Here is a 23,887-nt window from a genome sequence, read left to right as displayed (position 1 = left end):
ATCGACCGTGTCAGCCGTGACGGCTCAGCATGCCGGCGCCGGCGGCGGCCGGCTTGTCCCAGACTCCTGTCCTGGCGCCGGACGATGGCGGCGGCGGTAGGCGGCCGGGGTCTGCCCGGTGCTGCGCTTGAGCGCGCGGGTCAGCGCGCTCTGGTCGGCATAGCCGCTGTCCTGGGCCAGGTCGGCGATCGACCGGGTGCCATGCGCCAGCTGTCGGCGCACCCAGTCCAGCCGCCGTGCCGCCACCCAGTCCTGCGGCGTGCGTCCGAACGCAGTGCGAAACAGCGCGTGCAGGCGACTCGGACTCAGGTGCGCCACCTGCGCCATGCGCCGCACCGGCCAGTCCTGGCCGGGCGCGGCCTCGATGCGTCGGCACAGCGCCTGCAGCCGCTGCCAGCCGCGCGGCGCGGTGCCCGCCTGCAGCCAGGCGAGCACCGCGGCGCCGGCGTCGGCATGAGCGACCGCGAGGTGCGGATGCGGCGCCTGGGCGGCGAGCAGATCCTGCAGTGGCGGTGGCAGGTCGAGGAACGGCTGTCGCCGCAGGCGCTCCAGCGCAGCGTCGCCGAAGGCACCGGCGGCGCAATCGACGACCAGGAAGCGGTTGGCGTCCAGCGCGCACTGTGCATGCCGGGTCTGCGGCGCGACCACCGCGGCGCGGAAGCGGTCCAGATAGCCGCCGCGGCCGTCCACCTCCAGTTCCATCGAGCCGTGCAACGGCAGCACCAACTGCACGTGGTCATGCTGATGGGCGGCGCCATCGCGGCCGTAGCTGCGCAGGCTCAGGGACGGGGCGGGGGACATGCCCGTTACGCTAGCGCGCCGGTGGTGGCGGTGGAAGGGCTGGGATTCGGGATTCGGGATTCGGGATTCGGGATTTTCCGCGAGTGCGCGGCATTTGTGGTGCTTCTGGCTACAAAAGCCGGGACTGGGGAGATTCTGCGATTGCACTGTGGGAGGGGCTTCAGCCCCGACGGGCTTTACCGGTAAAGCCCGTCGGGGCTGAAGCCCCTCCCACAATGCAAATCGCAACTGCCCAGTACCCGGAAAAATCCCGAATCCCGAATCCCGAATCCAGGCTTTTTGTATCCGTTGCTTCAGCAGCGGCGCCTTACCGATAAAACGGCGGGGCTAAAGCAGACCCCTGCAAAAAGCGGCCGCGCAGGCAGCCATCCTGTGGGAGGGACTTCAGTCCCGACGCGATCGCGCCCAACGACGCGGCAGATGTCTGAGCATCCGTCCGCCCGTCCGCGACCGGCGCGCCGCCTTCCTCCAGGACGTTGTCGCCGCCGGAGGCATGGCGCACGCCCTGGGTCAGGCGCCGCCCTGGCCGCCGCTCCACGTGTCGCGCAGGGTCACGCTGCGGTTGAACACCGGCGCGTCGGCGCGGTGGTCGTAGCGGTCGGCGACGAAGTAACCGGTGCGCTCGAACTGGAACGCCTGCTCCGGCGCGGCCTGGGCGGCGGCGGGTTCGACGTAGCCGCGCACGCTGCGCTTGGAGTCGGGATTGAGGTGGTCGCGGTAGGTCTTGCCGTCGGATTCGTCGTCGGGCTTCTCCACCGAGAACAGACGGTCGTACAGGCGGATCTCCGCCTCCACCGCGTGCGCGGCGCTGACCCAGTGGATGGTGCCCTTGACCTTGCGGTTGGCGCCTTCCATGCCCGGACGCGATTCCGGGTCGAGCCAGCCGCGCAGTTCCACGATCTGCCCGGCGTCGTTCTTGATCACCTCGTCGACGCGAGCGATGCCGGCCCCGCGCAGGCGCACTTCGCCGCCCGGCACCAGCCGCTTCCAGCCCTTGGGCGGGACTTCGGCGAAGTCCTCGCGCTCGATCCACAGCTCACGCGAGAACGGCACTTCGCGCGTGCCGAAGCCCTCGTCCTTGGGATGGTTGGAGAAGGTCAGCGTCTCGCTGTGGCCGTCCGGCAGGTTGCTCAGCACCAGCTTCAGCGGTTCGATCACCGCCATGCGCCGCGCGGCGTGCGCGTCCAGGTCTTCGCGCAGGCAGCCTTCCAGCACCGAGAAATCGATCACCGAGTTCTGCTTGCTGATGCCGACGCGGTCCACCAGCAGGCGTAGCGCGGCCGGCGTGTAGCCGCGGCGGCGCAGGCCCTGCAGGGTGTACATGCGCGGGTCGTCCCAGCCGTCGACCAGGCCCTCGGCGACGAGCTGGGTCAGCTTGCGCTTGCTCATCACCGTGTAGTTGATGTTGAGCCGCGAGAACTCGATCTGCCGCGGCTTGGCCGCCTCGCGCGGCAGGCCCTTGTCCAGCAGCGGCTGCAGCAGTTCCGGGTGGCCGGCCAGGTCGACCTTGTCCACGCACCAGTCGTACAGCGGGCGGTGGTCCTCGAACTCCAGCGTGCACAGCGAGTGGGTGATGCCTTCCACCGCATCGCCCAGCGAATGCGCGAAGTCGTACATCGGGTAGATCGGCCAGGCGTTGCCGGTGTTCTGGTGCTCGACATGCTTGATGCGGTACAGCGCCGGGTCGCGCAGGTTGATGTTGCCGCTGCTCATATCGATCTTGGCGCGCAGGGTGCGCGCACCGTCCGGGAACTCGCCGGCGCGCATGCGCCGGAACAGGTCCAGGTTCTCCTCGACGCTGCGGGTGCGGTACGGCGAGTCGCGACCCGGCTCGGTGAGGGTGCCGCGGTACTCGCGCACCTGCTCGGCGGAGAGGTCGCAGACGAAGGCGTGGCCGTCGCGGATCAGCTTCTCGGCGGCCAGGTAGTACACCTCGAAATAGTCCGAGGCGTGGCGCAGTTCTGCCCAGTCGAAGCCCAGCCAGCGCACGTCGTCCTGGATCGCGGCGACGAATTCGGGGTCTTCCTTGGCCGGGTTGGTGTCGTCGAAGCGCAGGTTGCAGCGCCCGGCGAACTCGGCGGCGATGCCGAAGTCCAGGCAGATCGCCTTGGCGTGGCCGATGTGCAGGTAGCCGTTGGGCTCGGGCGGGAAGCGGGTGCGGATGGCCGTGTGCTTGCCGCTGGCCAGGTCCTCGCGGACGATCTGGCGGATGAAGTCTTTCTTCTCGGCCGGGGTGGAGGCGTCGGTGGCGGGGGTGTCGGACATGCGCGCGTCAACAAAAGTAATAGACAGCCAGTTTAGCCGAGCTGGCCGGCGGCCGCCCCGCCGCGTAGGCTGCGGCTTGGCCCAGCTGCGAGATCCCGCCATGTGCTTGTCCTGCCTCGTCGTCGGCGATCGACACCAGCCCACGTGGCCGCAGCGCGCCCGCAGCGCCCACGCCGTCGACGTCGGCGCATGCGACTGAGCGGCCGACCATGCAGATCGCCTACCGCGCGCAGCACCTGATCGATGCGCACCTGGCCAAGCATGCGCTGGAGGACGCCGGCATCACCGCCTTCGTGTTCGGCGAGGCCCTGCTCGGCGGCGCCGGCGAACTGCCCTTCGGCGTAGTCCAGGTCTGCGTGGCCGACGAACTGCTGGAAAAGGCCCAGGAAGTGCTGATGACGCTGGGCCTGGGCGGGCAGGTGACGCGGGCGATGTAGTTTGGGGGCTGGGATTGGGGCGTCGGGATTGGGGATTGGCAAAAGCGGGGGGGCTGCCGTTGCGAATCCCCAATTCCCAATCCCAGCCTTGAAACGGCTATCAGGCAGCGCCATCCACAAGACATCGCCGTCGCTGCCAGGAGTCCATGCCATGTTGGGAATCGGTGCCTTCAAGCAGCGCCTGCCGCGTCCGGGCGAGAGCCTGCCGGGACGCGCGCAGCCGCTGCCGCTGCACAACCGTCACTTCGTCAACGGCCATCCGTTGCGCGACGCCTTCGCCGGCCTGGAGCAGGTGCAGTTCGGCCTGGGCTGCTTCTGGGGCGCCGAACGCAAGTTCTGGTCGCTGCCGGGCGTGTTCAGCACCGCGGTCGGCTACGCCGGCGGCGAGACGCCCAATGCCACCTATCGCGAGGTGTGCTCCGGCCAGACCGGCCACACCGAGGCGGTGCTGGTGGCGTTCGACCCGCAGGCCGTGCGCTTCGAGCAGTTGCTGCAGACCTTCTGGGAAAGCCACGACCCGACCCAGGGCATGCGCCAGGGCAACGACAGCGGCACCCAGTACCGTTCGGCGATCTACTGCACCACCCAGGCCCAGTACGACGCCGCGCTGGCCAGCCGCGATGCCTACCAGCAGCGCCTGGACGCCGCCGGCTACGGCCCCATCACCACCGAGATCCGCTTCCCGGCGCCGCCGTTCTACTACGCCGAGGACGAGCACCAGCAATATCTGGCCAAGAACCCGGGTGGCTACTGCGGGCTGGGCGGGACCGGGGTGAGTTGCCCGATCGGGCTGGAGGCCTGAGCCTCGACGCGGAGGCGGCGCCGCGGCCGACCGGCGCTCGGCTGCGGCGCGCCTGCACGCTTCGTGCGGGCTGCCCGTGTCCGTCCTTTGCTGGCCGGGAGCTGCTGAAGCCTGGGGTACTTCTGATCGAAGTCGCTTGTAAGCCGGTAAGCAGCTTCCGCACACGCGGAGAGCCATGCCAGAACGGGGCTCAATAGCAACATCGCCAGCGAAATCCCACCGGCAATTTGTTTGGATGGCTCAAAGAGATTGAAGGCGGCAGGTGCAAGCAACCAGGGGACGAATGCGGCCACGTACAGCGCGATGGCGGCTTTTCGATAGCTTCCGGCTGACGTCCAATGTCCTTTGGGCACGAAGCGCGACTTGTCGTTCGACACCCCAATCATGCCCTTGGCCATCTTGCAGTAAGTCAGTACCCGGACTGCATTGCTGCGCTCCAGCGCGATTCTGATTTCGTCGCCGTCGAGATTGCCGCCAATGGCATTGCCGACAGCGATCTGCAAGGCGGCCGCATCCGCATGCCGCCAGGCACCGCCCAGCGACAGCGCATAAAGGCGTTGCGTGCGTTTGACGGAGAGACCGAGAAAGCCGGTCCTCCATTTGAGGAAGAACATGGGAAGCGCGCCGGCGGCGGCGATGACGCCGGCGATGTTGCTGTAGCGACCTGCGAACTCGGCGAGTGACATGCTGCGTCTCCGAACTGAACTCGGCTGCATCAAGCCATGGGCCCCTCTCAAAGAGCGAGACCGATCCTCGATGGGCGCGGCGTCGGCGTGCGTCAGGCCGCCATCATCTGCTTACTGGGTGATTCCCGCGGTGCCCTTGCCGGCGGCCGGCCGCAGCCGCGCCGCATAGCCGCACAGTTGCAAGGCCTTGCGCGGCGACAGTTCGGCCCTGAGCCGCTCGATCGCCGCGTCGCCCTCGCGGCTGCGGCCGAGCGCGTAGTCGGTCCGCGCCAGTTCCAGCGTCGCGCGCTGGCGCACCGTCAGGTTGCCGAAGGGATCGAAGAAGGAATCCACACGTGTGCGGTCCTGCACGCCGGTCCATCCGAATTCCAGCTCGGCTTGGGTGTCCTCGGCGAGCCGTGCGTAGCGGCGCCGCGCTTCGGCCGGTGCGAGCTGGCCGCTCAGCAGCGCCAGCCGGGTCCGCAACAGCGCCGTTTCGGCGGCCGGCGCCTCGGTCGCGTACGTGTCGAGGACGCGCGTCATCCATGCCCAGTCGACGTTGCCGGTGTCGGCCTGGGTGCCGAGCAGGTTGAAGGCGAGGATCGCCGCACGCTGCGACGCGGTGGTGGCGCGCGCGACCGCATCCGCGGTTGGGCGCCCCAGCGTCGACGGCTGCATCAGCGCGATCGCCGGATCGTGCGCGAGGATCGCCTCCAGGTCCGGTTTGTGGAAATAGCCGACCACCACCAGCACGGTCTTGCCCGGGTGCGCCAGCGCCGCGGCGCGGATGCGCTGGGCCTGCAGGAAGGTGCGGTACAGATACAGGCGCCGTGGCAGGTCCTGGTCGGCGCGCGGCGCCGGGGTTTGCGCCCACTTCCGCACCGCGGCCACGTTCTCGGGCACATCCGCCGCGAAGAAATCGCGCTGCAATGCGGCCTTGTCGGGGAACGCCAGGAAGCCCTGGAACCCCTGCGCGCGGCGCAGTTCCAGCGGCGTGTCCAGGTCCACGCCAAAGCCGAGTCTGGCGTCCTCCACCGGCGGCATCCAGTCGATCGGACAGAGCGCGACGGGATGCGCCGCGGCGTACGGCAGGATCACGCCCTGCACCTCGTAGGTGTATTCGTAGTAGTCGCCGCGTGCCGCCTGCTCCGGCAGGCGTTCGATACACAGCGCGTCCGGCGCGAGTTGCTCGAGGAACGCGGCGAGCACACCCGGCTGGTCGCGTTCGGAGACCAGTTGTGCGGCGTGCTCCACGCCCAGGATCGCGACCCGGGTCGGTGCCGGCGTGGCGGCCATGCCGGAGGCGCTGGCGGCGGCAAGCGCCAGCAAGAACAAACAACGCGTCATCCATCCGCGCATGCACTCTCTCCTGTCGAAGCCATGGAAGCACCCTGCCGGCGCGCGGGTGTGCGTAACCGCCGTTACGTCATGCCCGCCACGGCTCGACCGCGACGCCGCGCTCAGCCGCCGATGGCGTGCTGCAGGATGTGGCGACAAGTGTAGTCATGCTGCGATGCCGCCGTCTGCATGACAGGTGGTACTGGTCGCGCTAGACGAACTCGGCCGCGAACATCTGCCGCATCTGCGCGATCTGTTCCTCGCGTTCGGGATGCAGCAGGCGCAGACATTCCTCGGCGAAGCTGACCGGGCTGGTGCCGGGCGCGGTGATCAGGCCGCCAGCGCTGACCACGCGGCGTTCCTGATAGTGCGCGCTGCCGGCATAGACGCCGGCGTGCTCGCGCAGGAAGGCTTCGGAATTGCTGGTGTGCGGGCGGGCGTCGAGCAGGCCGGCGTAGGCCAGCGCCAGGGTCGCGCCGCAGATCGCCGCGACGCCGCGGCCAGCCTCCAGGCGCTGCTGCAACAACCCGCTCAGGCCCGGGATCTCGCCGGCCTGCCAGCGGTCGCTGCCGGGCAGCAGCCACAGGTCGGCGTCCAGGGGCGCCAGATCCGACAGCGCATGGGTGGGGTGCAGGTCGAGTCCGCCGATCGAGGTGATGGGCTTGCCGTCGATGCTGGCGATCTGCAGCGTGTCGCCGAACCAGGCCCGTGCCGCCGGCAGGATGGTGCCGATCTCCCAATCCGCCACGCCGTCCACCATCACCACTGCGATCGTTGCCATTGCCTTGCCTCTGCACTCGGGCGCGCAGCATAGCCCGGGAAAAGTTGCGGCCGTGCCAACGCGGTGTCGAAAGTGACGCAGGTGATGTGCGCGGCAACTGCACCTGTTTTCGGCGTTCGTGGCGTGTGTGCCTTCGCGCGCGGTGCAGCCGCGTGCAGGCGTCATCAAATCGATCGGGAGACGGCAGAGAAAGGGGACTCGCTTTTCCCGATTCCCCATTCCCGTTTCCCTATTCCCGGCACCGCAAGCGCAGCATCACCGCGCTTGCGGGGCAGGCACAACACTCAGCCGACCAGCTTGTGCCGGATCGTGTCGCGCAGGGTCTGCAAATCCTTGGCGAAGGTATCGATGCCGCCGGCCAGCTTCTCGGTGGCCATCGGGTCGGCGGCCAGGTCGGCGGCGAAGCGCTTGGCGTCGATCGGCTCCACCTTGGCGCCATCGGCCTGGCCGGGCGAGAGCTTGCGCGGCAGCGGGCCGTGGTCGGCGTCGAGCTTCTCCAGCAGGTCCGGCGAGATGGTCAGGCGGTCGCAGCCGGCCAGCGCCTCGATCTGCGCGGTGGAACGGAACGAGGCGCCCATCACCACGGTCTGCGAGCCGCGGCGCTTGAACGCGTCGTAGACCCCGCGCACGAACTGCACGCCCGGATCCTCGTCGATCGTCGCCGGGGTCTGGCCCTTGGCCACGTACCAGTCGAGGATGCGGCCGACGAACGGCGAGATCAGGAACACCCCGGCCTCGGCGCAGGCCAGTGCCTGGGTGCGGTTGAAGATCAGGGTCAGGTTGCAGTCGATGCCGTCCTTCTGCAGCTGCCGCGCCGCCTCGATGCCTTCCCAGGTCGCGGCGACCTTGATCAGGATGCGGTCCTTGGGGATGCCGCGCTCGGCGTACATGGCGATGAACTTGTGCGCCTTGGCGATGGTGGCGGCGGTGTCGTGGGCCAGGTCGGCGTCCACTTCGGTGGACACGCGGCCGGGCACCAGCGCGCTGAGCTTGGCGCCGACGCCGATGGTCAGGCGGTCGGCGATCTCGTCGACCAGGGCGGCGTGGTCGCCATCCTGGCCGCGCGCCCAGGCCAGCGCCTCGTCGATCAGGTCGGCGTAGACCGGCAGGTCCAGCGCCTTCTTCACCAGGGTCGGGTTGGTGGTGCAGTCCACCGGCTTGAGCCGCTTGATCGCGTCGTAGTCGCCGGTATCGGCCACGACCACGGACAACTCGCGCAATTGGGCGAGCTTGGAGGGGGCGGAAGAGGTCATCGGTATCTCTCGGAAACGAGTGGGAACAAGGATAGGGCCGCGCACGTTAACGCGCTGCGCGCGCGTTGTCGTCGTCGGCGCGCTGCACCGCGGTCACGCGCAGGCGCAGCGGGCGTCCGCCGGGCGCCTGCCAGTCGATGGACTGGCCCACGGCCAGGCCGAGCAGGGCGCTGCCGACCGGGGCCAGCACCGAGATGCGCGCATGCGCGGCATCGGCTTCGTGCGGATAGACCAGGGTCAGCTGGTGGCGTTCGCCGTGCAGTTCGTCTTCGCATTCCACGCGCGAATGCATGGCGACAATGCCGGGAGGAAGTTGGTCCGGCGCCACGACGGTGGCGCGGTCGAGTTCTGCGCCCAGCGCGAGCGCGGCCGGGTGCTGCTGCAAGGCAGGGGAATCGAGCAGGGCTTCCAGGCGCGCGAAATCGCGGCTGGAGAGGATCAACGAGGGCGGCAGGCCGCTGTGGTGTTGCGAGGTCATGGACAGGCTCCGGTTGGATGGCACAACGAACGGGGGCGGCACCGCGCCGCCCCCGTTCCCATTGTGCAAGCAAGCCGGCGCCGATGCGACGCCGTGGCCGGGTCGGCCCCCGCTCAGGCCACCTGGCGCGGCGCCTGGCTCGGCAGTGGCGCCTGCGCCGGCAGCGTGAACAGGTCTTCGGGCAACGCGCCGAACAGGTGCGCCAGTTGCTGCAGGAACGCGCCCATCGCCGAACTGCGCCGCCACAGCATGGCGATGCGCCGGCTCGGCCCGGCGTCGGGCGCGAACGACAGCAGCCGCAGGTTCGGCGGATTGGCCACCGGCGGCTGCACCGCTAGCAGCGGCAACAGGGTCACGCCGACGTTGGCGGCGACCATCTGCCGCAGCGTCTCCAGACTGGTGGCCTGGAACTCGGCCTTTTCCAGCGCGCCGGACAGATGGCACACGTCCAGCGCCTGGTCGCGCAGGCAGTGCCCGTCCTCGAGCAGCAGCAGGCGTTGCGCGTGCAGTTCCTCCAGGGTCAGCGGGGTCGGACGCCGCGCCAGCGGATGCTGCTCGGGCACCGCCAGCACGAACGGTTCCTCGAACAGGAATTCGGCGTGCAACTGCTCGTCGTGCAGCGGCAGCGCCAGCAGCGCCGCGTCCAGCCGGCCTTCGCGCAGGCGGGTCAGCAGCACGTCGCTCTTCTCTTCGATCAGCAGCAGTTCCAGCTGCGGGAAGCGCTCGCGGATGCGCGGGATCACGTGCGGCAGCAGGTACGGGCCCAGCGTGGGGAAGATGCCCAGGCGCACGGTGCCGGCTTCCGGATCCTGGCTGCGCCGCGCGGCCTCCTTCATCTGCTCGATCTCGGCGACGATGCCGCGCGCGCGGCTGGCGGCTTCGCGTCCGGCCGGGGTCAGCATGACCTTGCGCGGCGCGCGTTCGACCAGCGGCACGCCCAGTTCGTCCTCGAGCTTCTTGATCTGCGTGGACAGCGTCGGCTGGCTGACGAAGCAGGCCGCGGCGGCACGCCCGAAATGCTTGTGATCGGCCAGCGCCACCAGGTATTTCAGATCACGCAGGTTCATCGACGGGGTCCTCGGGACGCTGCGGCGGGAGGTGTCGCAGGGTCACAGCATAGAGCGTCTGGCGCAGACGGCGGCGAGACAGATGGGCGTGCGCGACGCAGGCCGCGCGCCATGGTCCCGCGCCGGCAGTGCGGCGCGGGACCATGGCCGATCAGGCGGCTTCGGCGACGCTGCCGCTGGCGACCGGTGCGCTGTGGCGGATCAGGTGGTCGAACGCGCTCAGCGCCGCCTTGGAGCCTTCGCCCATGGCGATGATGATCTGCTTGTACGGCACCGTGGTCGCATCGCCGGCGGCGAACACGCCGGGCAGCGAGGTCTGGCCGCGGTCGTCGACCACGATCTCGCCGCGCGGCGACAGCGCCACCGTGCCCTGCAGCCACTCGGTGTTCGGCAGCAGCCCGATCTGCACGAAGATGCCTTCCAGGCTCAGGCGGTGCACATCGCCGCCGACGCGGTCCTTGTAGACCAGGCCGGTGACCTTCTGGCCGTCGCCCAGCACCTCGGTGCTCTGCGCGTTGACCAGGATGTCGACGTTGCCCAGGCTGCGCAGCTTGCGCTGCAGCACTTCGTCGGCGCGCAACTTGCTGTCGAACTCGACCAGGGTGACGTGGCTGACGATGCCGGCCAGGTCGATCGCCGCTTCCACGCCGGAGTTGCCGCCGCCGATCACCGCCACGCGCTTGCCCTTGAACAGCGGGCCGTCGCAGTGCGGACAGTAGGCCACGCCCTTGTTGCGGTACTGGTCTTCGCCGGGCACGTTCATCTGCCGCCAGCGCGCGCCGGTGGACAGGATCACCGTGCGGCTCTTCAGCGACGCGCCATTGGCCAGCTTGACCTCGACCAGGCCGTCGGCGCCGGCCGGCACCAGCTGTTCGGCGCGCTGCAGGTTCATGATGTCCACGTCGTACTGGCGCACGTGCTGCTCCAGCGCCGCGGCCATCTTCGGGCCTTCGGTCTCCTGCACGGAGATGAAGTTCTCGATCGCCATGGTGTCCAGCACCTGGCCGCCGAAGCGCTCGGCCGCCACGCCGGTGCGGATGCCCTTGCGCGCGGCATAGATCGCCGCCGCCGCGCCGGCGGGGCCGCCGCCGACCACCAGCACGTCGAACGGCGCCTTGGCCGCGATCGCCGCCGCATCGCGCTTGGCCGCGCCGGTGTCGAGCCTGGCGACGATCTGCTCCAGGGTCATGCGGCCCTGGTCGAAGACTTCGCCGTTGAGGTAGACGGTGGGCACCGACATGATCTGCCGCGCCTCCACCTCGTCCTGGAACAGCGCGCCGTCGATCGCCACGTGCTGGATGTTCGGGTTCAGCACCGCGGCCAGGTTCAACGCCTGCACCACGTCCGGGCAGTTCTGGCACGACAGCGAGAAATAGGTTTCGAAGCGGTACTCGCCGGGCAGGTTGCGCACCTGCTCGATCAGCTCGGCGGTGGCCTTGGACGGGTGGCCGCCGACCTGCAGCAGGGCCAGCACCAGCGAGGTGAACTCGTGGCCCATCGGCAGGCCGGCGAAGCGCAGGTGGATGTCGTGGCCCGGGCTGTTCAGCGCGAACGAGGGCGCGCGCTCGCCGCTGTCGCGGTGCACGTCCAGGGTGATCTTGTCCGACAGCAGCACCAGATCCTCGAGCAGGTCGAGCATCTCGCGCGACTTGGCGCCATCGTCCACCGATGCGGTGATGTGGATGGGCCGGACGACCCGCTCCAGGTAGGCATTCAACTGGGTTTTCAGATCGGCATCCAACATGGCGGACTCCTGACGTTGGGCAAAGCGAGGGGGAAGCGCGCTGCCGGGACAGCGCGCTGCGAAGAGGGGAGGAGGGATGAACCGCAGCCGGCGCCGGCGGACGATGCCGGCTGCGGTTCACCCCCACCCCCGCCGCGAGGCGGAGATGGGAGCGCGGGCGGCTTAGATCTTGCCGACCAGGTCCAGCGACGGCTTCAGGGTCTTCTCGCCTTCCTTCCACTTGGCCGGGCACACCTCGCCCGGATGCGAGGCGACGAACTGCGCGGCCTTGAGCTTGCGCAGGGTCTCGGTGACGTCGCGGGCGATGGCGTTGTCGTGGATTTCGAGGGTCTTGATCACGCCTTCCGGGTTGATCACGAAGGTGCCGCGCAGGGCCAGGCCTTCTTCCTCGATGTGCACGCCGAAGGCGCGGGTCAGCTGGTGGGTCGGGTCGCCGACCAGCGGGAACTGGGCCTTGCCCACCGCCGGGGAGGTCTCGTGCCACACCTTGTGCGAGAAATGGGTGTCGGTGGTGACGATGTAGACCTCGGCGCCGATCTTCTGGAACTCGGCGTAATGCTCGGCGGCGTCTTCCACTTCGGTCGGGCAGTTGAAGGTGAAGGCGGCCGGCATGAAGATCAGCACCGACCACTTGCCCTTCAGGTCCGCGTCGGTGACTTCGATGAATTCGCCGTTGCGGTAGGCGTTGGCCTTGAACGGCTGGACCTGGGTGTTGATCAAAGACGACATGGAGTTTCCTCGTGGTTGCAATAGGGGTCGGGGGATGGAACGAGGCTCATGATAGGGGGCGCCGATAGATCCCTCAAATCGATTGATGGAATTGAATAGATAGGTTTCCTCTATCGATTTCCAAGCCTGGCTCTTTGCTGCGCTGCCGCACGATGGCGCCAGCCGCCCATGGCGCATAGGCGTTGATCCGTTCTACCACGTTGGCTTTTCCAGACTCGCTGCGGCATCGTGACAGCGATGAATGCGCCTACCCCCGAGTCCCTGCTGCGCGCGGCCTGCACCGAGGTCGAGCGCGGCGATGCCGAAGCCCTGCTGCTGCACGCCCTGCAACGAGACCGCGCGTGGCTGTTCGCGCACGCCCGCGAGCCGTTGCCCGACGACGTGATCACCGGGTTCCAGGCGTTGCTGGCGCGGCGTGCGCAGGGCGAGCCGGTGGCCTACCTGACCGGCCGGCGCGGCTTCTGGACCCTGGACCTGGCGGTCGGGCCGGCCACGCTGATCCCGCGCGCGGACACCGAGCGGTTGGTGGAACTGGCGCTGGAGCGGCTGGACACGGCGCCGGGCCGGCGCGTCGCCGACCTCGGCACCGGCAGCGGCGCCATCGCCCTGGCCCTGGCCAGCGAGCGCCCGCAGGCGCAGGTGACGGCCACCGACCTCAGTGCAGAAGCACTGGCGGTTGCGCAGGCCAACGCGCACGCGCACGGCCTGGGCAACGTCGTCTTCGTCCACGGTGCCTGGCTGGCGCCGCTGGCCGGCCAGCGCTTCGACCTGATCGCCAGCAACCCGCCGTACATCGCCGATGGCGATCCGCACCTGCAGCAGGGCGACCTGCGCTACGAACCGGCCAGCGCGCTGGCGTCCGGCCCGGACGGCCTGGACGATCTGCGCCGGATCGTCGCCGCTGCGCCGGCGCACCTGCTGCCCGGCGGCTGGTTGCTGCTGGAACACGGCTGGGACCAGGGCGCGGCGGTGCGCGCGCTGCTGGACGCGGCCGGCTTCGCGGAGGTGGCGACCCAGCAGGACCTGGAAGCGCGCGACCGGGTCACGCTGGGGCAGTGGCCGACCAGCTGAGCGATCCGGTCTGGGGGCGCGCGCGACCGTTGCCGATGGCGGGCACGCGATGCGAGCCGTGCAGGGAAGCGCTCCCGCGCTGCGCCGGGCGGCCTTGTTCACTTGCCCCGAGGCCAAGGGATCGCGGCGCATTCGTCTGCGAGTCCAGGCCGCGCGCTGGGTAGAATCGGGGTTTCCCTGCAGGAGGCGCCATGCGCACGCTGTATCCCGAGATCGAGCCGTTCGACAGCGGCATGTTGCCGGTGGACGCACGGCATACCCTGTCCTACGAACAGTGCGGCAATCCGCACGGCAAGCCGGTGGTGCTGCTGCATGGCGGTCCGGGCGGCGGCTGCAACGCCAAGATGCGCCGCTTCCACGACCCGGCCAAGTACCGCATCGTACTGTTCGACCAGCGCGGTTCCGGCCGTTCCACGCCGCACGCCGACCTGGTCGACAACACCACCTGGGACCTGGTCGCCGACATCGAGCGGTTGCGCACGCACCTTGGCATCGATCGCTGGCAGGTGTTCGGCGGCAGCTGGGGTTCGACCCTGGCGCTGGCCTACGCGCAGACGCATCCGCAGCGCGTCACCGAGCTGGTGCTGCGCGGCATCTTCATGCTGCGCCGCTGGGAACTGGAGTGGTTCTACCAGGAAGGCGCCAGCCGCCTGTTCCCGGATGCGTGGGAACACTACATCGCCGCGATCCCGCCGGTGGAGCGCGCCGACCTGATCTCCGCCTTCCACCGGCGCCTGACCAGCGACGACGAGGCCACCCGCCTGGCCGCGGCCAAGGCCTGGAGCGTGTGGGAAGGCGCGACCAGCTTCCTGCACGTGGATGCCGATTTCGTCGACAGCCACGAAGACCCGCACTTCGCGCTGGCGTTCGCGCGCATCGAGAACCACTACTTCGTCAACGGCGGCTTCTTCGAGGTCGAGGACCAGTTGCTGCGCGACGCGCACCGCATCGCCGACATCCCCGGGGTGATCGTGCATGGCCGCTACGACGTGGTCTGCCCGCTGGCCAATGCCTGGGACCTGGCCAAGGCCTGGCCGAAGGCGACGTTGCAGATCACGCCGGCGTCCGGCCATTCGGCGTTCGAGGCCGAGAACGTCGACGCGCTGGTGCGTGCCACCGACGGCTTCGCCTGAGTTCGCGGGCGCCTGCGCGGCGCGCCGGTCTGCGGCTCAGCAGGCCAGCACGTTGCCGGGCGCGTAGTCGGCCGCCGCGGCCGCACCTGGCGGTGCAGGCCGTGGGTCGAGTTGCGCCTGCGTGGTCTCCTCGGTCCACACCACGAACGATTCCAGCACGTTGTCGCCGAAGGTGGTGCTGATCGCCAAGTCGGCGGCGTCGCGGCCGCGCGCGATCAGCACGCGGCCGATGCGCGGCAGGTTGTGGCGTGCATCGAAGGTGTACCAGCGCCCGTCGAGGAAGGCCTCGAACCAGCCGGAAAAATCCATCGGCGCGTCCGAGGCGGGCACGCCGATGTCGCCGAGATAGCCGGTGCAGTAGCGGGCCGGAATGTTCATGCAGCGGCACAGGGCGATGGCCGCATGCGCGAAATCGCGGCACACCCCGCGCCCTTCCTGCAGCGCCTGCGCCGCGCTCTTGGTGGCGCAGGCGTGGACGTAGCCGAAGGCGATGCGCGCATGCACGTAATCGCAGATCGCCTGCACCCGCGCCCAGCCGGGCGGCGTGCCGCCGAACAGCTCCCAGGCCATGCCGCTGAGTAGGTCGGTCTCGCAGTAGCGGCTGCCGAGCAGATACACCAGGGTGTCGTCGGGCAGCGCCTCCACCGGGGTCTGTGCCGCGTCGTAGCGGTATTGGTCCGGCAGCCCGCTGTCGCGCACCACCGCGTCGGCACGCAGGGTCAGCGCGCCGGCGGGCGCCTGCAGGCGCGTGCAGCGGTTGCCGAAGCCGTCGCGATAGGTGTGCAGCGGTACCGCCGGCACGCTGTGCAAGGCGGTGGCGGCGACGATGTCGTCGCGGCGGCTGTCGTGGATGTCCAGCATCGCCAGCATCGGCGTCGCCTGCGCGAAACTGTAGCGGATCTCGTAACCGAGGCGGATGAGCATGGGGTGTCCGGTGCGGGGCGGGCTGCCGGCGCGGACCGGTCCAACCCCAGCGTGCGCAGGCCGCGCTCAGCTTGGTGTGAAGGCCGGCGGTCGCTGCTTCAGCATGCTGAGCGGCGGAGGGGGCAGTGCATGTCGAACCGACGCGTTGGCGACGGGTGGGGGGCGGACCGGGGCGCGACGCCAAGGACCGCCGCACCGGGAGCGCCTTGCGGCGGCGCTGCCGATAGCGGACTGCGTGGGTGCGGTGGTCGCTCGTCTTCGACGGAGGGACGCGGCAGAAGCCACAGCGCTCACGCGCCCCTTGCCGACTTGTACTCAGCCCAACGCCAGCAACTGCGGCTGCAGCGCGCTGAAGATCCGCGCCAGCCGCTGCGCCCAGGCCTGCTGGCCGGCGGCGTCGGCGATCAGGTCCTGGCGGATCTCCAGCTCCACATGCGGCAGGCCGCGGCCTTCGCCGTGCACGGGGACAGCGTAGTCGCTGCTGTCGCTGACCGCATACGGCGCGTTGTCGCCGACCAGCAGGTCGTCTTCCGCGCGCAGCGCCTGCAGCAGCGCGTGGGCGAAGCGGGTGTCGCGGTGGTAGAGCACGCCGGCATGCCAGGGCCGCGGCACGCCGTCCATCACCGGGGTGAAGCTGTGCATCATCACCAGCAAGGTGGGCCGGGCGGCGGCGCGGCGTGCGTCCAGTTCGGCAGCGATACGCGCGTGGTAGGGCGCATGCACGGCGTCGATGCGCTGCTGCCGCTGCGCCGCCGTCAATGCGGCGTTGCCTGGCACCACGGTGCGGTCGCTGACCGGTGGGATCAGCGTCGGCGAGGCCAGCGGGCGATTGCAGTCGATCAGCAGCCGCGAATAGGTCTGTTCGATCGCCCAGGCGTCGAGCAGCGCCGACAGCGCGCGGGTGGTGCCGGCGATGCCGATGTCCCAGCCGATGTGCCGGTCCAGCTCCGCCTGCGCCAGGCCGAGGCCGTGCAACGCGCGCGGCACCGCCTGGCCGGCGTGGTCCGCCAGCAGTACGAACGGCGAGGTGCCGTGTGGGCGATGGACGCTGAACACCGCCGGGTCATCCGCGCCCAGCAGCGGCGGCAATGCGTGGCTGAGACCCTCAGCCACGCGGCGTGCCGTCGAGCTCGTGTTCGATCATCCACAGCCCCGCCCACAGCTTCGCGTCCAGTGCGTAGCCTTCGCCCATCTTCTGCACCAGCCACGCGGCGGCGCGCGTGCGCGGCACCGAATGCACGGTGATGTCCTCGCTGGCGTCGCCGCCGCCGTTGCCGACCTTGCGCAGGCCCGTGGCACGAACGAAGGCGATCTTCTCGTTGCTGGCGCCAGCGGAGGTCGGGCCGATCAGCAGCACCTCGGCGTGGTCGGCGGTCCAGCCGGTCTCCTCCTCCAGTTCGCGCACTGCCGACACCTCGATCGATTCGCCGGCATCGATGTCGCCGACCAGCCCGGCCGGCATCTCGATGGTGCGCGCCTGCAGCGGCACGCGGAACTGTTCGACGAACAGCACCTCGTCGTCCGGCGTGACCGCGACGATGATCGCGGCCAGGCCGCCGGCGTGCACGCGTTCGGAATACTCCCAGGTGCCGCGCACGACCATGCGCTGGTACTTGCCTTCGTAGACGACGCGGGGCGGGGAATCGTGGCGGGGCATGGGCAGCTCGCAAGAGGGCGGAGGAAGAAGGCGCGGTCGCGCGCGGCGCGGTCCGGCGATGCGGTGCAGTGTAGAGCGTGCGCTGTGTTTTTTTGATGCGCGCCTGCGACCAGCGTTGGGCGGGCGGCGACGCGAGGCCGGCGCTCAGCCGGCCACAACCTCCAGGCCGGCTGCCTGCAGCAGTCGGCGTCGGGTCAGCGGCCCGAAGCGCAGCGCCTCGCACAGGCCGTGCAGCATGTCGGCATCGGCCGCGCCGCGGGTGAAATCCGCGGTGGCGGTGTGCAGCGGCGCGTCGAGAGCGATGGTGGTCAGTTGCCGCCACAGCAGCGCGTGTTCGCGCTGCTCGCGCAGGCGCACGGCCATCTGCGCGGCGCCGCGCAGGCGCAGGAACGCGACTTCGTCGACGCGTGCCAGCAGCGTGTCCAGGTCGCCGAAATGCGCCAGCAGGATCGCCGCCGACTTGGCGCCGATGCCGGTGACGCCGGGGATGTTGTCGATCGCATCGCCGGTCAGCGCCAGGTAGTCGGCGATCTGGTGCGCATGCACGCCGTGGCGCGCCTTGACCCCTGCCGCGCCCCAGCGCTGGCCGCGGCCGTAGTCCCACTGTTCGTCGAACTCCAGCAGCAACTGCGACAGGTCCTTGTCGGCGGAGACGATCACGCCGTGGAAGCCGTTGCCGCGGGCGCTGTGCAGGGCGCTGCCGATCAGGTCGTCGGCCTCGTAGTCGTGATGCGCCAGCACGCCCAGGCCCAGGGCCGCGCATAGCGCCTTGCAGTGCGCGAACTGGCGGCGCAGCGCGTCCGGTGCCGGCGCGCGATTGGCCTTGTAGGCGGTGTACAGACGATGCCGGAAGCAGCTGTCCAGCGCTTCGTCGAAGGCGATCACGATGTGCTGCGGTCGCTCGCGCTCAAGCAGGTCGAGCAGGAAGCGGGCGAAGCCGTGTACCGCATTGGTCGGCCAGCCCTGCGCGTCCTGGAATTCGTCGGGAATCGAATGCCAGGCGCGGAACACGTACAGGCTGGCGTCGACCAGGTACAGCGGCCGCGACACGGGCAGCCCTGCGTTCACGGCGTCCAGTCGCTGAGCAGCGCGCGCGGATCCGGCCGCTCGCGCTCCGGGACGTCGAGGCGGGCGGTGCCGATGTGGATGAAGCCGGCGACATGCTCGTGCTCGGCCAGGCCCAGTCGCGCGGTCACCGTTTCGTCATACGCCATCCAGCCGGTCAGCCACTGCGCGCCGAAGCCGTAGGCCTGCGCCGCCTGCAGCAGCGCGAAGCACACCGATCCGGCGGTCATCCACTGTTCGATCTCCGGCACCTTGTGCCCGCGCTGCAGGCGCGCGATGACCGCGATCACCAGCGGGGCATGGGCGAAGCGTTCGCGATCCTTTTCCACCGCCGCCGGCGCCGCACCGGGATCGCGCTGCAGGGTGCGCGCGGCAAGGATGTCGCCCAGCGCCTGGCGCGCCGGGCCGGCGATGCGCAGGAAGCGGAACGGCACCAGCTTTCCGTGATCGGGGACACGCACTGCCGACTGCAGCATGGCCAGCAGCGTCTCCGCGTCCGGGCCCGGCTCGCCCAGCTGCCTGGATGGCACTGAACGGCGCGCATCCAGCGCTTGCAGCGAATGAATTGTGCGCATAGTCTCGATTCCGTGGGGCGGGCGCGGAATTATAGTCGGGCGCTCGCGGGCGGCAGCGGATGCCGCGGTTACACGGACAATCACGTTGCGTTGCTGATCTGCCGCTAGCTTCCGAATTGACGTCGGTCTCACTGCTGCCTGCGTATCACACTGCCATGACCCTTGCTGAATACGCTGAAGAGTTGTCGCCCAGCCGCAACGCGGATCTGCTCGAGCAGGTCCGGGATGTGGTGTCGGTTCCGCTCGCCGGTGCGTTCGGCGAGGTGCTGGACGTGCTCGCCGAGGCCCTGTTCCGCATGGCCGAGCGCGCCGGGCCGGCGCAGAACGACTATTTCGAGGCGATCCAGCTGTTGCGCCAGCAGCGCGAGCCGATCGCCGCGCGTTTCCGCGCGCACCTGGCCCAGGCCTGGCAGGCAGTGGAGGCCGGGCGCCCGCTGTCGGTGGAGCGCAGCCTGGCGCGCGAGCGCGGCGACCTCAGCCTGGTCTCGGAACAGGAACTGGACGTGCGCCTGGCGGTGCGCAACCTGGCCGGCGCGATCCAGCACCGCTGGCGGCCCGAGCTGATGCGGCTGAACCGGTTCCTCGGCTTCATCGCCGGCGGCCAGCGCATCGATGCCGACAACAACCCGTTCGGCCCCGAGCACGTGGGCGCGGCGGTGTACGCGGCGCTGCACGGGCTGGTGCTGGCGCCGCAGGTGCAACTGGCGATCGTCAAGATCTGCGAGCAGGAGCTGCAGGAGCGCGTCGGCGAACTGTATGCGCAACTGGAGCAGCGCCTGAACGAGGTCGCGCGCGCCCGCGCGCTGCCCAGCGGGCGCCCGCGCCGGCGTGCCATCCCGCGGCTGGGCGCGAGCGAGGACGAGGCGGCGCCGGACTGGATCAGCCGCTTCTTCGAGAACTGGGACACCGCCGCGCCGCTGTCGGCGGCGCAGCGCCGTGCCGCGCGCGCGCTGGACGCGCATGCGCGCAACGAGCAGGAGGTGCTGCCGCCGGCGCTGCGCGCGCTGCTGCACGAGGCGCAGCCGGAGGCGGGCCCGGGCGACGGCCGGCGCTGCCTGTCGCCGCGCGAGCTGCTGTCGGTGCTGTCGCTGCTGCAGACCATGCCGTTGGCCGGCTTCGCTGCGGTCTGCGAACACGGCGGCCCGTTGGCGCAGGGCCTGCGCCGGCAGATCGCCGGCATCGGCGCCTCACTCGGCCTGGACCCGGCCAGCACCTGCCTGGACCCGGCCGATGCCGACACCCTGGATCTGGTTGGCCTGCTGTTCGACGTGATGCTCGAGGAATGCGTGCTGCAGCCGGCGCAGCGCGAACTGCTGGGGCAGATGCTGGTGCCGATGGCCAAGGTGGCGCTGATCGACGGCCGCCTGTTCGTGCGCGACGGGCATCCGGCGCGGCGCCTGCTCAACCTGCTGGCCGACGCCTGCGACGGCAATGCCGGCAGCACCGGCCCGGAGCAGGCGCTGCTGGCGCAGGCGCAGGCGGCGGTGGAGCGGGTGGTGCGCGATTTCGACGAGCACCTGGCGGTGTTCCTGGCGCTGGAGGCCGAGTTCGGCAGCGCCTACGAGCAGTACCGGCGCCGGGTGGAGATCGCCGAGCGCCGCGCGGCCGAACTGCAGCGGGCGGAGGAGCGCCGCGAGGTCGCCCGCCAGCGCGCCGCGCAGGCGCTGCACGATTTGCTGCAACAGGCCGGGGACGACCTGACCCTGCCGCTGCCCATCGAGGCCTTCCTGCGCCAGTCCTGGTGCCAGTACGTGCAGCAGTCGGCCTTGCGCGACGACGGCCAGGGCAACGCGCTCGCCGCGGCGCTGGCGCTGGGCGATGCGGTGCTGGCGCAGTGCCGCCAGGCCCAGTCCGGCGCGACACCGGCGGAGGGCTGGCTGCAGCCGCAGCATGCCGAGCTGACCCGGCTGTGGACCAGCGTCGGCCTGGACGCCGCGGCGGCCGAAGCCGCCTGGCAGGCCCTGCACACGGCGCTGGACGACCTGGCGCACGCGCGGCCGCTGCAGGCCGCGCTGCCCGCGATGGGCGTGGACGTGCCCGAGCCGCCCGCCGCCGAGACTGTGCCGGCGCTGCCGGAGCCGGCCCAGGCCACCGATTTCGACCACATCACCGCCGATTACTTCCGCACCCTGCCGTTGGGGACGTGGCTGGACTTCGTCGACCGCGAGGGCCGCGTGCAACCCGGCAAGCTGACCTGGGTGAGCCCGATCTCGGCGCGCCTGCTGTTCGTCAACCGCCGCGGCGGGCGGCTGTGCGTCGCCTCGGCCGAGGCGCTGGCGGTGATGGCGCGGCTGGACCGGCTGCGCCTGCATCGCGACGACGATGCCTTCTACAGCGCCATGCAGGGCGTGGTCGACCGCCTGGAACGGGTGGCGGTCGCGGCCTGAGCGGTTGCGCATTCAGGCCGCGCTGCACGCGCGGTTACGCTGCCGACCGCTACGATTCTGCTCGGGGTCACGTTCTGGAGCGAGAAATGCGTAGCCCGTCACGGTCGATATTCAGCTACCTTGCCTACCATGCAGGAGCGGAAACAGGGGCCGCGTCTGTTTGTCCTCCACCATTCCTTTATCTGGCGCCGTGCATGGCGCGGAGCCGTCGCGCATGAGTTTCAGCCCCAGCCCGCACGCACACCCGGCGCGTGACCCGCGCCTGTTGACGCAGGCGCGCGAGGGCATGCTGCCGGTGCTGGGCCAGGCCTTCGCCGAGGCGCTGGCGCACTTCGACGACGTGCTGTTCGACCGTGCCGAGAGCGCTGGCGCGTCGCAGCTGCTGTTCCTGGACGGGATGCGCGAGTTGCGGCGTCGCCGCGACGAGATCGCCGCGCGCTTCCGCGCGCAACTGCACACCGCCTGGGAGGCGCTGGAGGCCGGCGCGCCGTTGTCGGCCGAAGTCGCCCTGGCCGGCTATGGGCAGGGCCTGAGCCTGATCTCCGAACACGAACTGGAATCGCGGCTGGCGGTGCGCAACCTGGCCAGCGTGATGCTGCGCGAATGGAAGCCGGTGCTGACCCGCATCGACCGGCGCCTGGGCTGGATCGCCGGCGGCCTGGAGCTGGATGCGGACACCAACCCGATCGGCCCCGAACACATCGGCGTGGCCGTGCATGCCGCCTTCTCCACCAGCGACCTGGCCCCGGAAGTGCGGCTGGTGCTGATCAAGCTGTGCGAGCGCGACTTCACCGCCGGGGTCGGCAAGCTCTACCAGGACCTGGACGACAGCCTCGCCCAGGCCGGGGTGATGCCGGAGATCTCGCGGCCACGCACGCCGCCGCCGCGCCGCCCACCGCCGCCGGAGTCGCGCCCGCCGCGCGACACCGGCGCTGCGGCCGATGCCGGCAGCGGTGCCGAGCTGGGCGAGGACGAGGAACACTACGCGCCGGCCTGGGCCAACCGCTTCGTCAACCGCTGGGCCGAGCGCCGCGGCAGCCTGCAGCAGGCCGGCGAGCGCTACGAGGACCCCGAGGCGCGCCTGCCCGGCGGCAGCCAGGGCGTGTTGCTGGAGGCGCTGCACGAACTGCTGCAGCAGACCCGCAACGCGCGCGAGAGCGCCACCTCCGCGGCGACCGCGGCGGTCGGCCAGCAACGCCCGCTGAGCCAGCGCGAGATGATGTCGGTGCTGTCGCTGCTGCAGGCCACGCCCAGCGCGACGCTGCGCGCGGCGATCGGCGACGACAGCGAATCGCTGGCGCAGCGGCTCAAGAGCGAGGTGCTGTCCAATGCCACCCAGTTCGGCGTGGACCCGGCGCATGCGCGGCTGGATCCGGTCGACGAGGATGCGATCGACCTGGTCGGCATGCTGTTCGACGTGATGCTCGACGAGCGCGACCTGGAAGGCCGCTCGCGCGAACTGATCGGCCGGCTGGTGGTGCCGTTCGTCAAGGTCGCGCTGCTGGACCGGCGCATGTTCGTGCAGAAGACCCATCCGGCGCGGCGCCTGCTCAACTCGCTGGCCGAGGCCTGCGAGGGCAACACCGGCGAAAGCCAGGCCGAGCGTGTGCTGATGGGCAAGGTCGAGGAGATCATCGATCGGCTGGTGGCCGAGTTCAACGAGAACCTGGCGATCTTCCTGACCCTGGAAGAGGAATTCCGCGATTTCCTGGTGCAGCACCGCCGCCGCATCGAGATCGCCGAGCGCCGTGCCGCCGAGACCCAGCGCGGCCAGGAGAAGCTGGAACTGGCGCGGCAGCGCGCCGAGGCCGAACTGCAGGTGCGCCTGCAGGGCCGGCAGTTGCCGCAGGCGCTGCAGGATTTCCTGCGCCAGCCGTGGCAGCACCACCTGACCATGGCGATGCTGCGCGAAGGCGAGGGTGGCCCCGGCGTGCGCGATGCGCTGGCGCTGGCCGACGGCCTGCTCGAGGAAGCCGCCGAGGCGCAGCGGCACATCGTCGGCAAGCCCTGGCTCCAGGCCTGGCAGGGTGCGCTGCAGCGGGTCTTCGCCAGCGTCGGCCTGCATGCCGAAGCCGCGACTGCGGCGATCGATGCGCTGCACGACACGCTGCAGGCGGTGGCCGAACTGCGTCCGGAACTGGAGCGGCCGCTGCCGGAACTGCCGCAGGTGGCGCTGCCGCAACCGCCGGTGCAGGAGGCGCAACCGGTGGAGGTGGCGCCGCCGCAGACCATGGACGATTTCGACAACGCCGACGCCGACCGCTTCCGCACGATGCCGATCGGCACCTGGCTGGATTTCGTCGACCGCGATGGCAAGATGCAGGCCGGCAAGCTGTCGTGGGTGAGCCCGATCTCGTCGCGCCTGCTGTTCGTCAACCGCCGCGGCGTGCGCTTCTGCGTGGCCTCGCCGGAAGAACTGGCGGTGATGGTGCGGTTGGGCCGGCTGCGCGCGCATGTGGACGACGGCGCCTTCGACAGCGCCATGCAGGGTGTCATCGACCGGCTGGATCCGCACAGCCCGACCTTGCACTGAGGCGCGCTGCCGCCGCTTCGCCTGTGCGGTGACGGCGCGACGCCTGCGTTCCTCTCAGCTCCGGCGCGGCGTTGGCGGCGTCAACGCGTCAGCGGCGGCCAGTGGCGGTCGCTGACGCGCACCGGAAGCCGCATGCGACCGCCAACGCGCCACACTGGGTCGACTGCACGCACTCGGCGCAC

General features: G+C 70.2%; 21 protein-coding genes. 6 read left to right on the top strand and 15 right to left on the bottom strand.

The window, feature by feature from the left end; genetic code table 11:
• Window positions 1–24: 24 nt before the first annotated feature.
• A complete protein-coding gene (locus tag PG878_RS16870) occupies window positions 25–801 on the bottom strand; it encodes a helix-turn-helix domain-containing protein (RefSeq protein ID WP_209030668.1) in 777 nt (258 codons plus the stop codon).
• Window positions 802–1,311: 510 nt separating this feature from the next.
• Window positions 1,312–3,066, bottom strand: a complete 1,755-nt coding sequence (locus PG878_RS16865) for a glutamine--tRNA ligase/YqeY domain fusion protein (protein ID WP_209030669.1) — start codon at window positions 3,064–3,066, stop codon at window positions 1,312–1,314.
• 209 nt (window positions 3,067–3,275) lie between these two features.
• Between PG878_RS16865 and PG878_RS16860 the strand changes: the two genes are divergently transcribed.
• Together PG878_RS16860 and msrA are read left to right on the top strand one after the other, a co-directional pair.
• Window positions 3,276–3,503, top strand: a complete 228-nt coding sequence (locus PG878_RS16860) for a putative signal transducing protein (RefSeq protein ID WP_017912582.1) — start codon at window positions 3,276–3,278, stop codon at window positions 3,501–3,503.
• 151 nt (window positions 3,504–3,654) lie between these two features.
• The gene (gene msrA / locus PG878_RS16855; protein WP_209030670.1) at window positions 3,655–4,305 is read left to right on the top strand and encodes a peptide-methionine (S)-S-oxide reductase MsrA; all 651 of its coding nucleotides are present in this window, start codon (window positions 3,655–3,657) and stop codon (window positions 4,303–4,305) included.
• Here the strand turns inward: msrA and PG878_RS16850 are convergent.
• The 8 genes from PG878_RS16850 to ahpC form a co-directional block, all read right to left on the bottom strand.
• On the bottom strand, window positions 4,251–4,991 hold the full coding sequence (locus tag PG878_RS16850; RefSeq protein ID WP_209030671.1) for a hypothetical protein: 741 nt from the start codon (window positions 4,989–4,991) through the stop codon (window positions 4,251–4,253). The two genes, msrA and PG878_RS16850, sit on opposite strands and share 55 nt — an antisense overlap.
• 111 nt (window positions 4,992–5,102) lie before the next feature.
• Window positions 5,103–6,317 (bottom strand): hypothetical protein, encoded by a 1,215-nt coding sequence (locus PG878_RS16845; RefSeq protein WP_244672564.1) that lies wholly within the window; start codon window positions 6,315–6,317, stop codon window positions 5,103–5,105.
• Window positions 6,318–6,519: 202 nt separating this feature from the next.
• Complete coding sequence (locus PG878_RS16840) at window positions 6,520–7,089, bottom strand: type 1 glutamine amidotransferase family protein (RefSeq protein ID WP_209030673.1); 570 nt, start codon at window positions 7,087–7,089, stop codon at window positions 6,520–6,522.
• A 284-nt stretch (window positions 7,090–7,373) separates the two neighbouring features.
• Entirely contained in the window at window positions 7,374–8,342 is a 969-nt protein-coding gene (gene tal, locus PG878_RS16835; protein ID WP_209030674.1) for a transaldolase, read from the bottom strand.
• 46 nt (window positions 8,343–8,388) lie between these two features.
• A complete protein-coding gene (rnk, locus tag PG878_RS16830; protein WP_209030675.1) occupies window positions 8,389–8,820 on the bottom strand; it encodes a nucleoside diphosphate kinase regulator in 432 nt (143 codons plus the stop codon).
• Window positions 8,821–8,933: 113 nt separating this feature from the next.
• On the bottom strand, window positions 8,934–9,887 hold the full coding sequence (locus PG878_RS16825) for a LysR substrate-binding domain-containing protein (RefSeq protein ID WP_209030676.1): 954 nt from the start codon (window positions 9,885–9,887) through the stop codon (window positions 8,934–8,936).
• 151 nt (window positions 9,888–10,038) lie between these two features.
• Window positions 10,039–11,631: an alkyl hydroperoxide reductase subunit F gene (gene ahpF / locus PG878_RS16820; protein WP_209030677.1), complete on the bottom strand. Its 1,593-nt coding sequence runs from the start codon at window positions 11,629–11,631 to the stop codon at window positions 10,039–10,041.
• 162 nt (window positions 11,632–11,793) lie between these two features.
• Window positions 11,794–12,360, bottom strand: a complete 567-nt coding sequence (gene ahpC, locus PG878_RS16815; protein ID WP_010341941.1) for an alkyl hydroperoxide reductase subunit C — start codon at window positions 12,358–12,360, stop codon at window positions 11,794–11,796.
• Between the two features lie 237 nt (window positions 12,361–12,597).
• Between ahpC and prmC the strand changes: the two genes are divergently transcribed.
• Both prmC and pip read left to right on the top strand, forming a co-directional pair.
• Window positions 12,598–13,431 (top strand): peptide chain release factor N(5)-glutamine methyltransferase, encoded by an 834-nt coding sequence (gene prmC, locus PG878_RS16810; protein ID WP_209030678.1) that lies wholly within the window; start codon window positions 12,598–12,600, stop codon window positions 13,429–13,431.
• Window positions 13,432–13,622: 191 nt separating this feature from the next.
• A complete protein-coding gene (gene pip, locus PG878_RS16805; RefSeq protein ID WP_209030679.1) occupies window positions 13,623–14,564 on the top strand; it encodes a prolyl aminopeptidase in 942 nt (313 codons plus the stop codon).
• A 36-nt stretch (window positions 14,565–14,600) separates the two neighbouring features.
• On the opposite strand, the gene PG878_RS16800 is transcribed toward pip, so the two are convergent.
• The 5 genes from PG878_RS16800 to PG878_RS16780 all read right to left on the bottom strand — a co-directional run bounded on the left by PG878_RS16800 (window position 14,601) and on the right by PG878_RS16780 (window position 18,785).
• Window positions 14,601–15,488: a transglutaminase-like domain-containing protein gene (locus PG878_RS16800; RefSeq protein ID WP_209030680.1), complete on the bottom strand. Its 888-nt coding sequence runs from the start codon at window positions 15,486–15,488 to the stop codon at window positions 14,601–14,603.
• A 315-nt stretch (window positions 15,489–15,803) separates the two neighbouring features.
• The gene (locus tag PG878_RS16795) at window positions 15,804–16,601 is read right to left on the bottom strand and encodes an N-formylglutamate amidohydrolase (RefSeq protein ID WP_209030681.1); all 798 of its coding nucleotides are present in this window, start codon (window positions 16,599–16,601) and stop codon (window positions 15,804–15,806) included.
• Entirely contained in the window at window positions 16,594–17,145 is a 552-nt protein-coding gene (locus tag PG878_RS16790; protein ID WP_209030682.1) for an NUDIX hydrolase, read from the bottom strand. Before PG878_RS16790 ends, PG878_RS16795 begins: the two co-directional genes overlap by 8 nt.
• A gap of 144 nt (window positions 17,146–17,289) precedes the next feature.
• A complete protein-coding gene (locus PG878_RS16785) occupies window positions 17,290–18,213 on the bottom strand; it encodes a 5'-3' exonuclease (protein ID WP_209030683.1) in 924 nt (307 codons plus the stop codon).
• On the bottom strand, window positions 18,210–18,785 hold the full coding sequence (locus PG878_RS16780) for a nitroreductase family protein (protein ID WP_209030684.1): 576 nt from the start codon (window positions 18,783–18,785) through the stop codon (window positions 18,210–18,212). Before PG878_RS16780 ends, PG878_RS16785 begins: the two co-directional genes overlap by 4 nt.
• A 155-nt stretch (window positions 18,786–18,940) precedes the next feature.
• Here PG878_RS16780 and PG878_RS16775 point away from each other — a divergent pair, with 155 nt between their 5' ends.
• Together PG878_RS16775 and PG878_RS16770 are read left to right on the top strand one after the other, a co-directional pair.
• On the top strand, window positions 18,941–21,172 hold the full coding sequence (locus tag PG878_RS16775; RefSeq protein ID WP_209030685.1) for a DUF1631 family protein: 2,232 nt from the start codon (window positions 18,941–18,943) through the stop codon (window positions 21,170–21,172).
• Between the two features lie 214 nt (window positions 21,173–21,386).
• Window positions 21,387–23,705, top strand: a complete 2,319-nt coding sequence (locus tag PG878_RS16770; protein WP_209030686.1) for a DUF1631 domain-containing protein — start codon at window positions 21,387–21,389, stop codon at window positions 23,703–23,705.
• Window positions 23,706–23,887: the final 182 nt, after the last annotated feature.

This window comes from Xanthomonas hawaiiensis (assembly GCF_031834635.1).
Taxonomy (GTDB): domain Bacteria; phylum Pseudomonadota; class Gammaproteobacteria; order Xanthomonadales; family Xanthomonadaceae; genus Xanthomonas_A; species Xanthomonas_A sacchari.
This window is presented reverse-complemented; position numbering and strand designations above follow the sequence as displayed.

Bases quoted from the DNA above. Each gene is read 5' to 3' on its own strand.
- prmC (WP_209030678.1), top strand. From the start codon at position 12,598: ATGAATGCGCCTACCCCCGAGTCCCTGCTGCGCGCGGCCTGCACCGAG.
- PG878_RS16860 (WP_017912582.1), top strand. From the start codon at position 3,276: ATGCAGATCGCCTACCGCGCGCAGCACCTGATCGATGCGCACCTGGCC.
- msrA (WP_209030670.1), top strand. From the start codon at position 3,655: ATGTTGGGAATCGGTGCCTTCAAGCAGCGCCTGCCGCGTCCGGGCGAG.
- PG878_RS16840 (WP_209030673.1), bottom strand. From the start codon at position 7,089: ATGGCAACGATCGCAGTGGTGATGGTGGACGGCGTGGCGGATTGGGAG.
- PG878_RS16870 (WP_209030668.1), bottom strand. From the start codon at position 801: ATGTCCCCCGCCCCGTCCCTGAGCCTGCGCAGCTACGGCCGCGATGGC.
- rnk (WP_209030675.1), bottom strand. From the start codon at position 8,820: ATGACCTCGCAACACCACAGCGGCCTGCCGCCCTCGTTGATCCTCTCC.
- PG878_RS16865 (WP_209030669.1), bottom strand. From the start codon at position 3,066: ATGTCCGACACCCCCGCCACCGACGCCTCCACCCCGGCCGAGAAGAAA.
- PG878_RS16775 (WP_209030685.1), top strand. From the start codon at position 18,941: ATGACCCTTGCTGAATACGCTGAAGAGTTGTCGCCCAGCCGCAACGCG.
- PG878_RS16850 (WP_209030671.1), bottom strand. From the start codon at position 4,991: ATGTCACTCGCCGAGTTCGCAGGTCGCTACAGCAACATCGCCGGCGTC.
- PG878_RS16780 (WP_209030684.1), bottom strand. From the start codon at position 18,785: ATGCGCACAATTCATTCGCTGCAAGCGCTGGATGCGCGCCGTTCAGTG.
- PG878_RS16800 (WP_209030680.1), bottom strand. From the start codon at position 15,488: ATGCTCATCCGCCTCGGTTACGAGATCCGCTACAGTTTCGCGCAGGCG.
- PG878_RS16790 (WP_209030682.1), bottom strand. From the start codon at position 17,145: ATGCCCCGCCACGATTCCCCGCCCCGCGTCGTCTACGAAGGCAAGTAC.
- PG878_RS16825 (WP_209030676.1), bottom strand. From the start codon at position 9,887: ATGAACCTGCGTGATCTGAAATACCTGGTGGCGCTGGCCGATCACAAG.
- PG878_RS16845 (WP_244672564.1), bottom strand. From the start codon at position 6,317: ATGACGCGTTGTTTGTTCTTGCTGGCGCTTGCCGCCGCCAGCGCCTCC.
- ahpF (WP_209030677.1), bottom strand. From the start codon at position 11,631: ATGTTGGATGCCGATCTGAAAACCCAGTTGAATGCCTACCTGGAGCGG.
- ahpC (WP_010341941.1), bottom strand. From the start codon at position 12,360: ATGTCGTCTTTGATCAACACCCAGGTCCAGCCGTTCAAGGCCAACGCC.
- PG878_RS16770 (WP_209030686.1), top strand. From the start codon at position 21,387: ATGAGTTTCAGCCCCAGCCCGCACGCACACCCGGCGCGTGACCCGCGC.
- pip (WP_209030679.1), top strand. From the start codon at position 13,623: ATGCGCACGCTGTATCCCGAGATCGAGCCGTTCGACAGCGGCATGTTG.
- tal (WP_209030674.1), bottom strand. From the start codon at position 8,342: ATGACCTCTTCCGCCCCCTCCAAGCTCGCCCAATTGCGCGAGTTGTCC.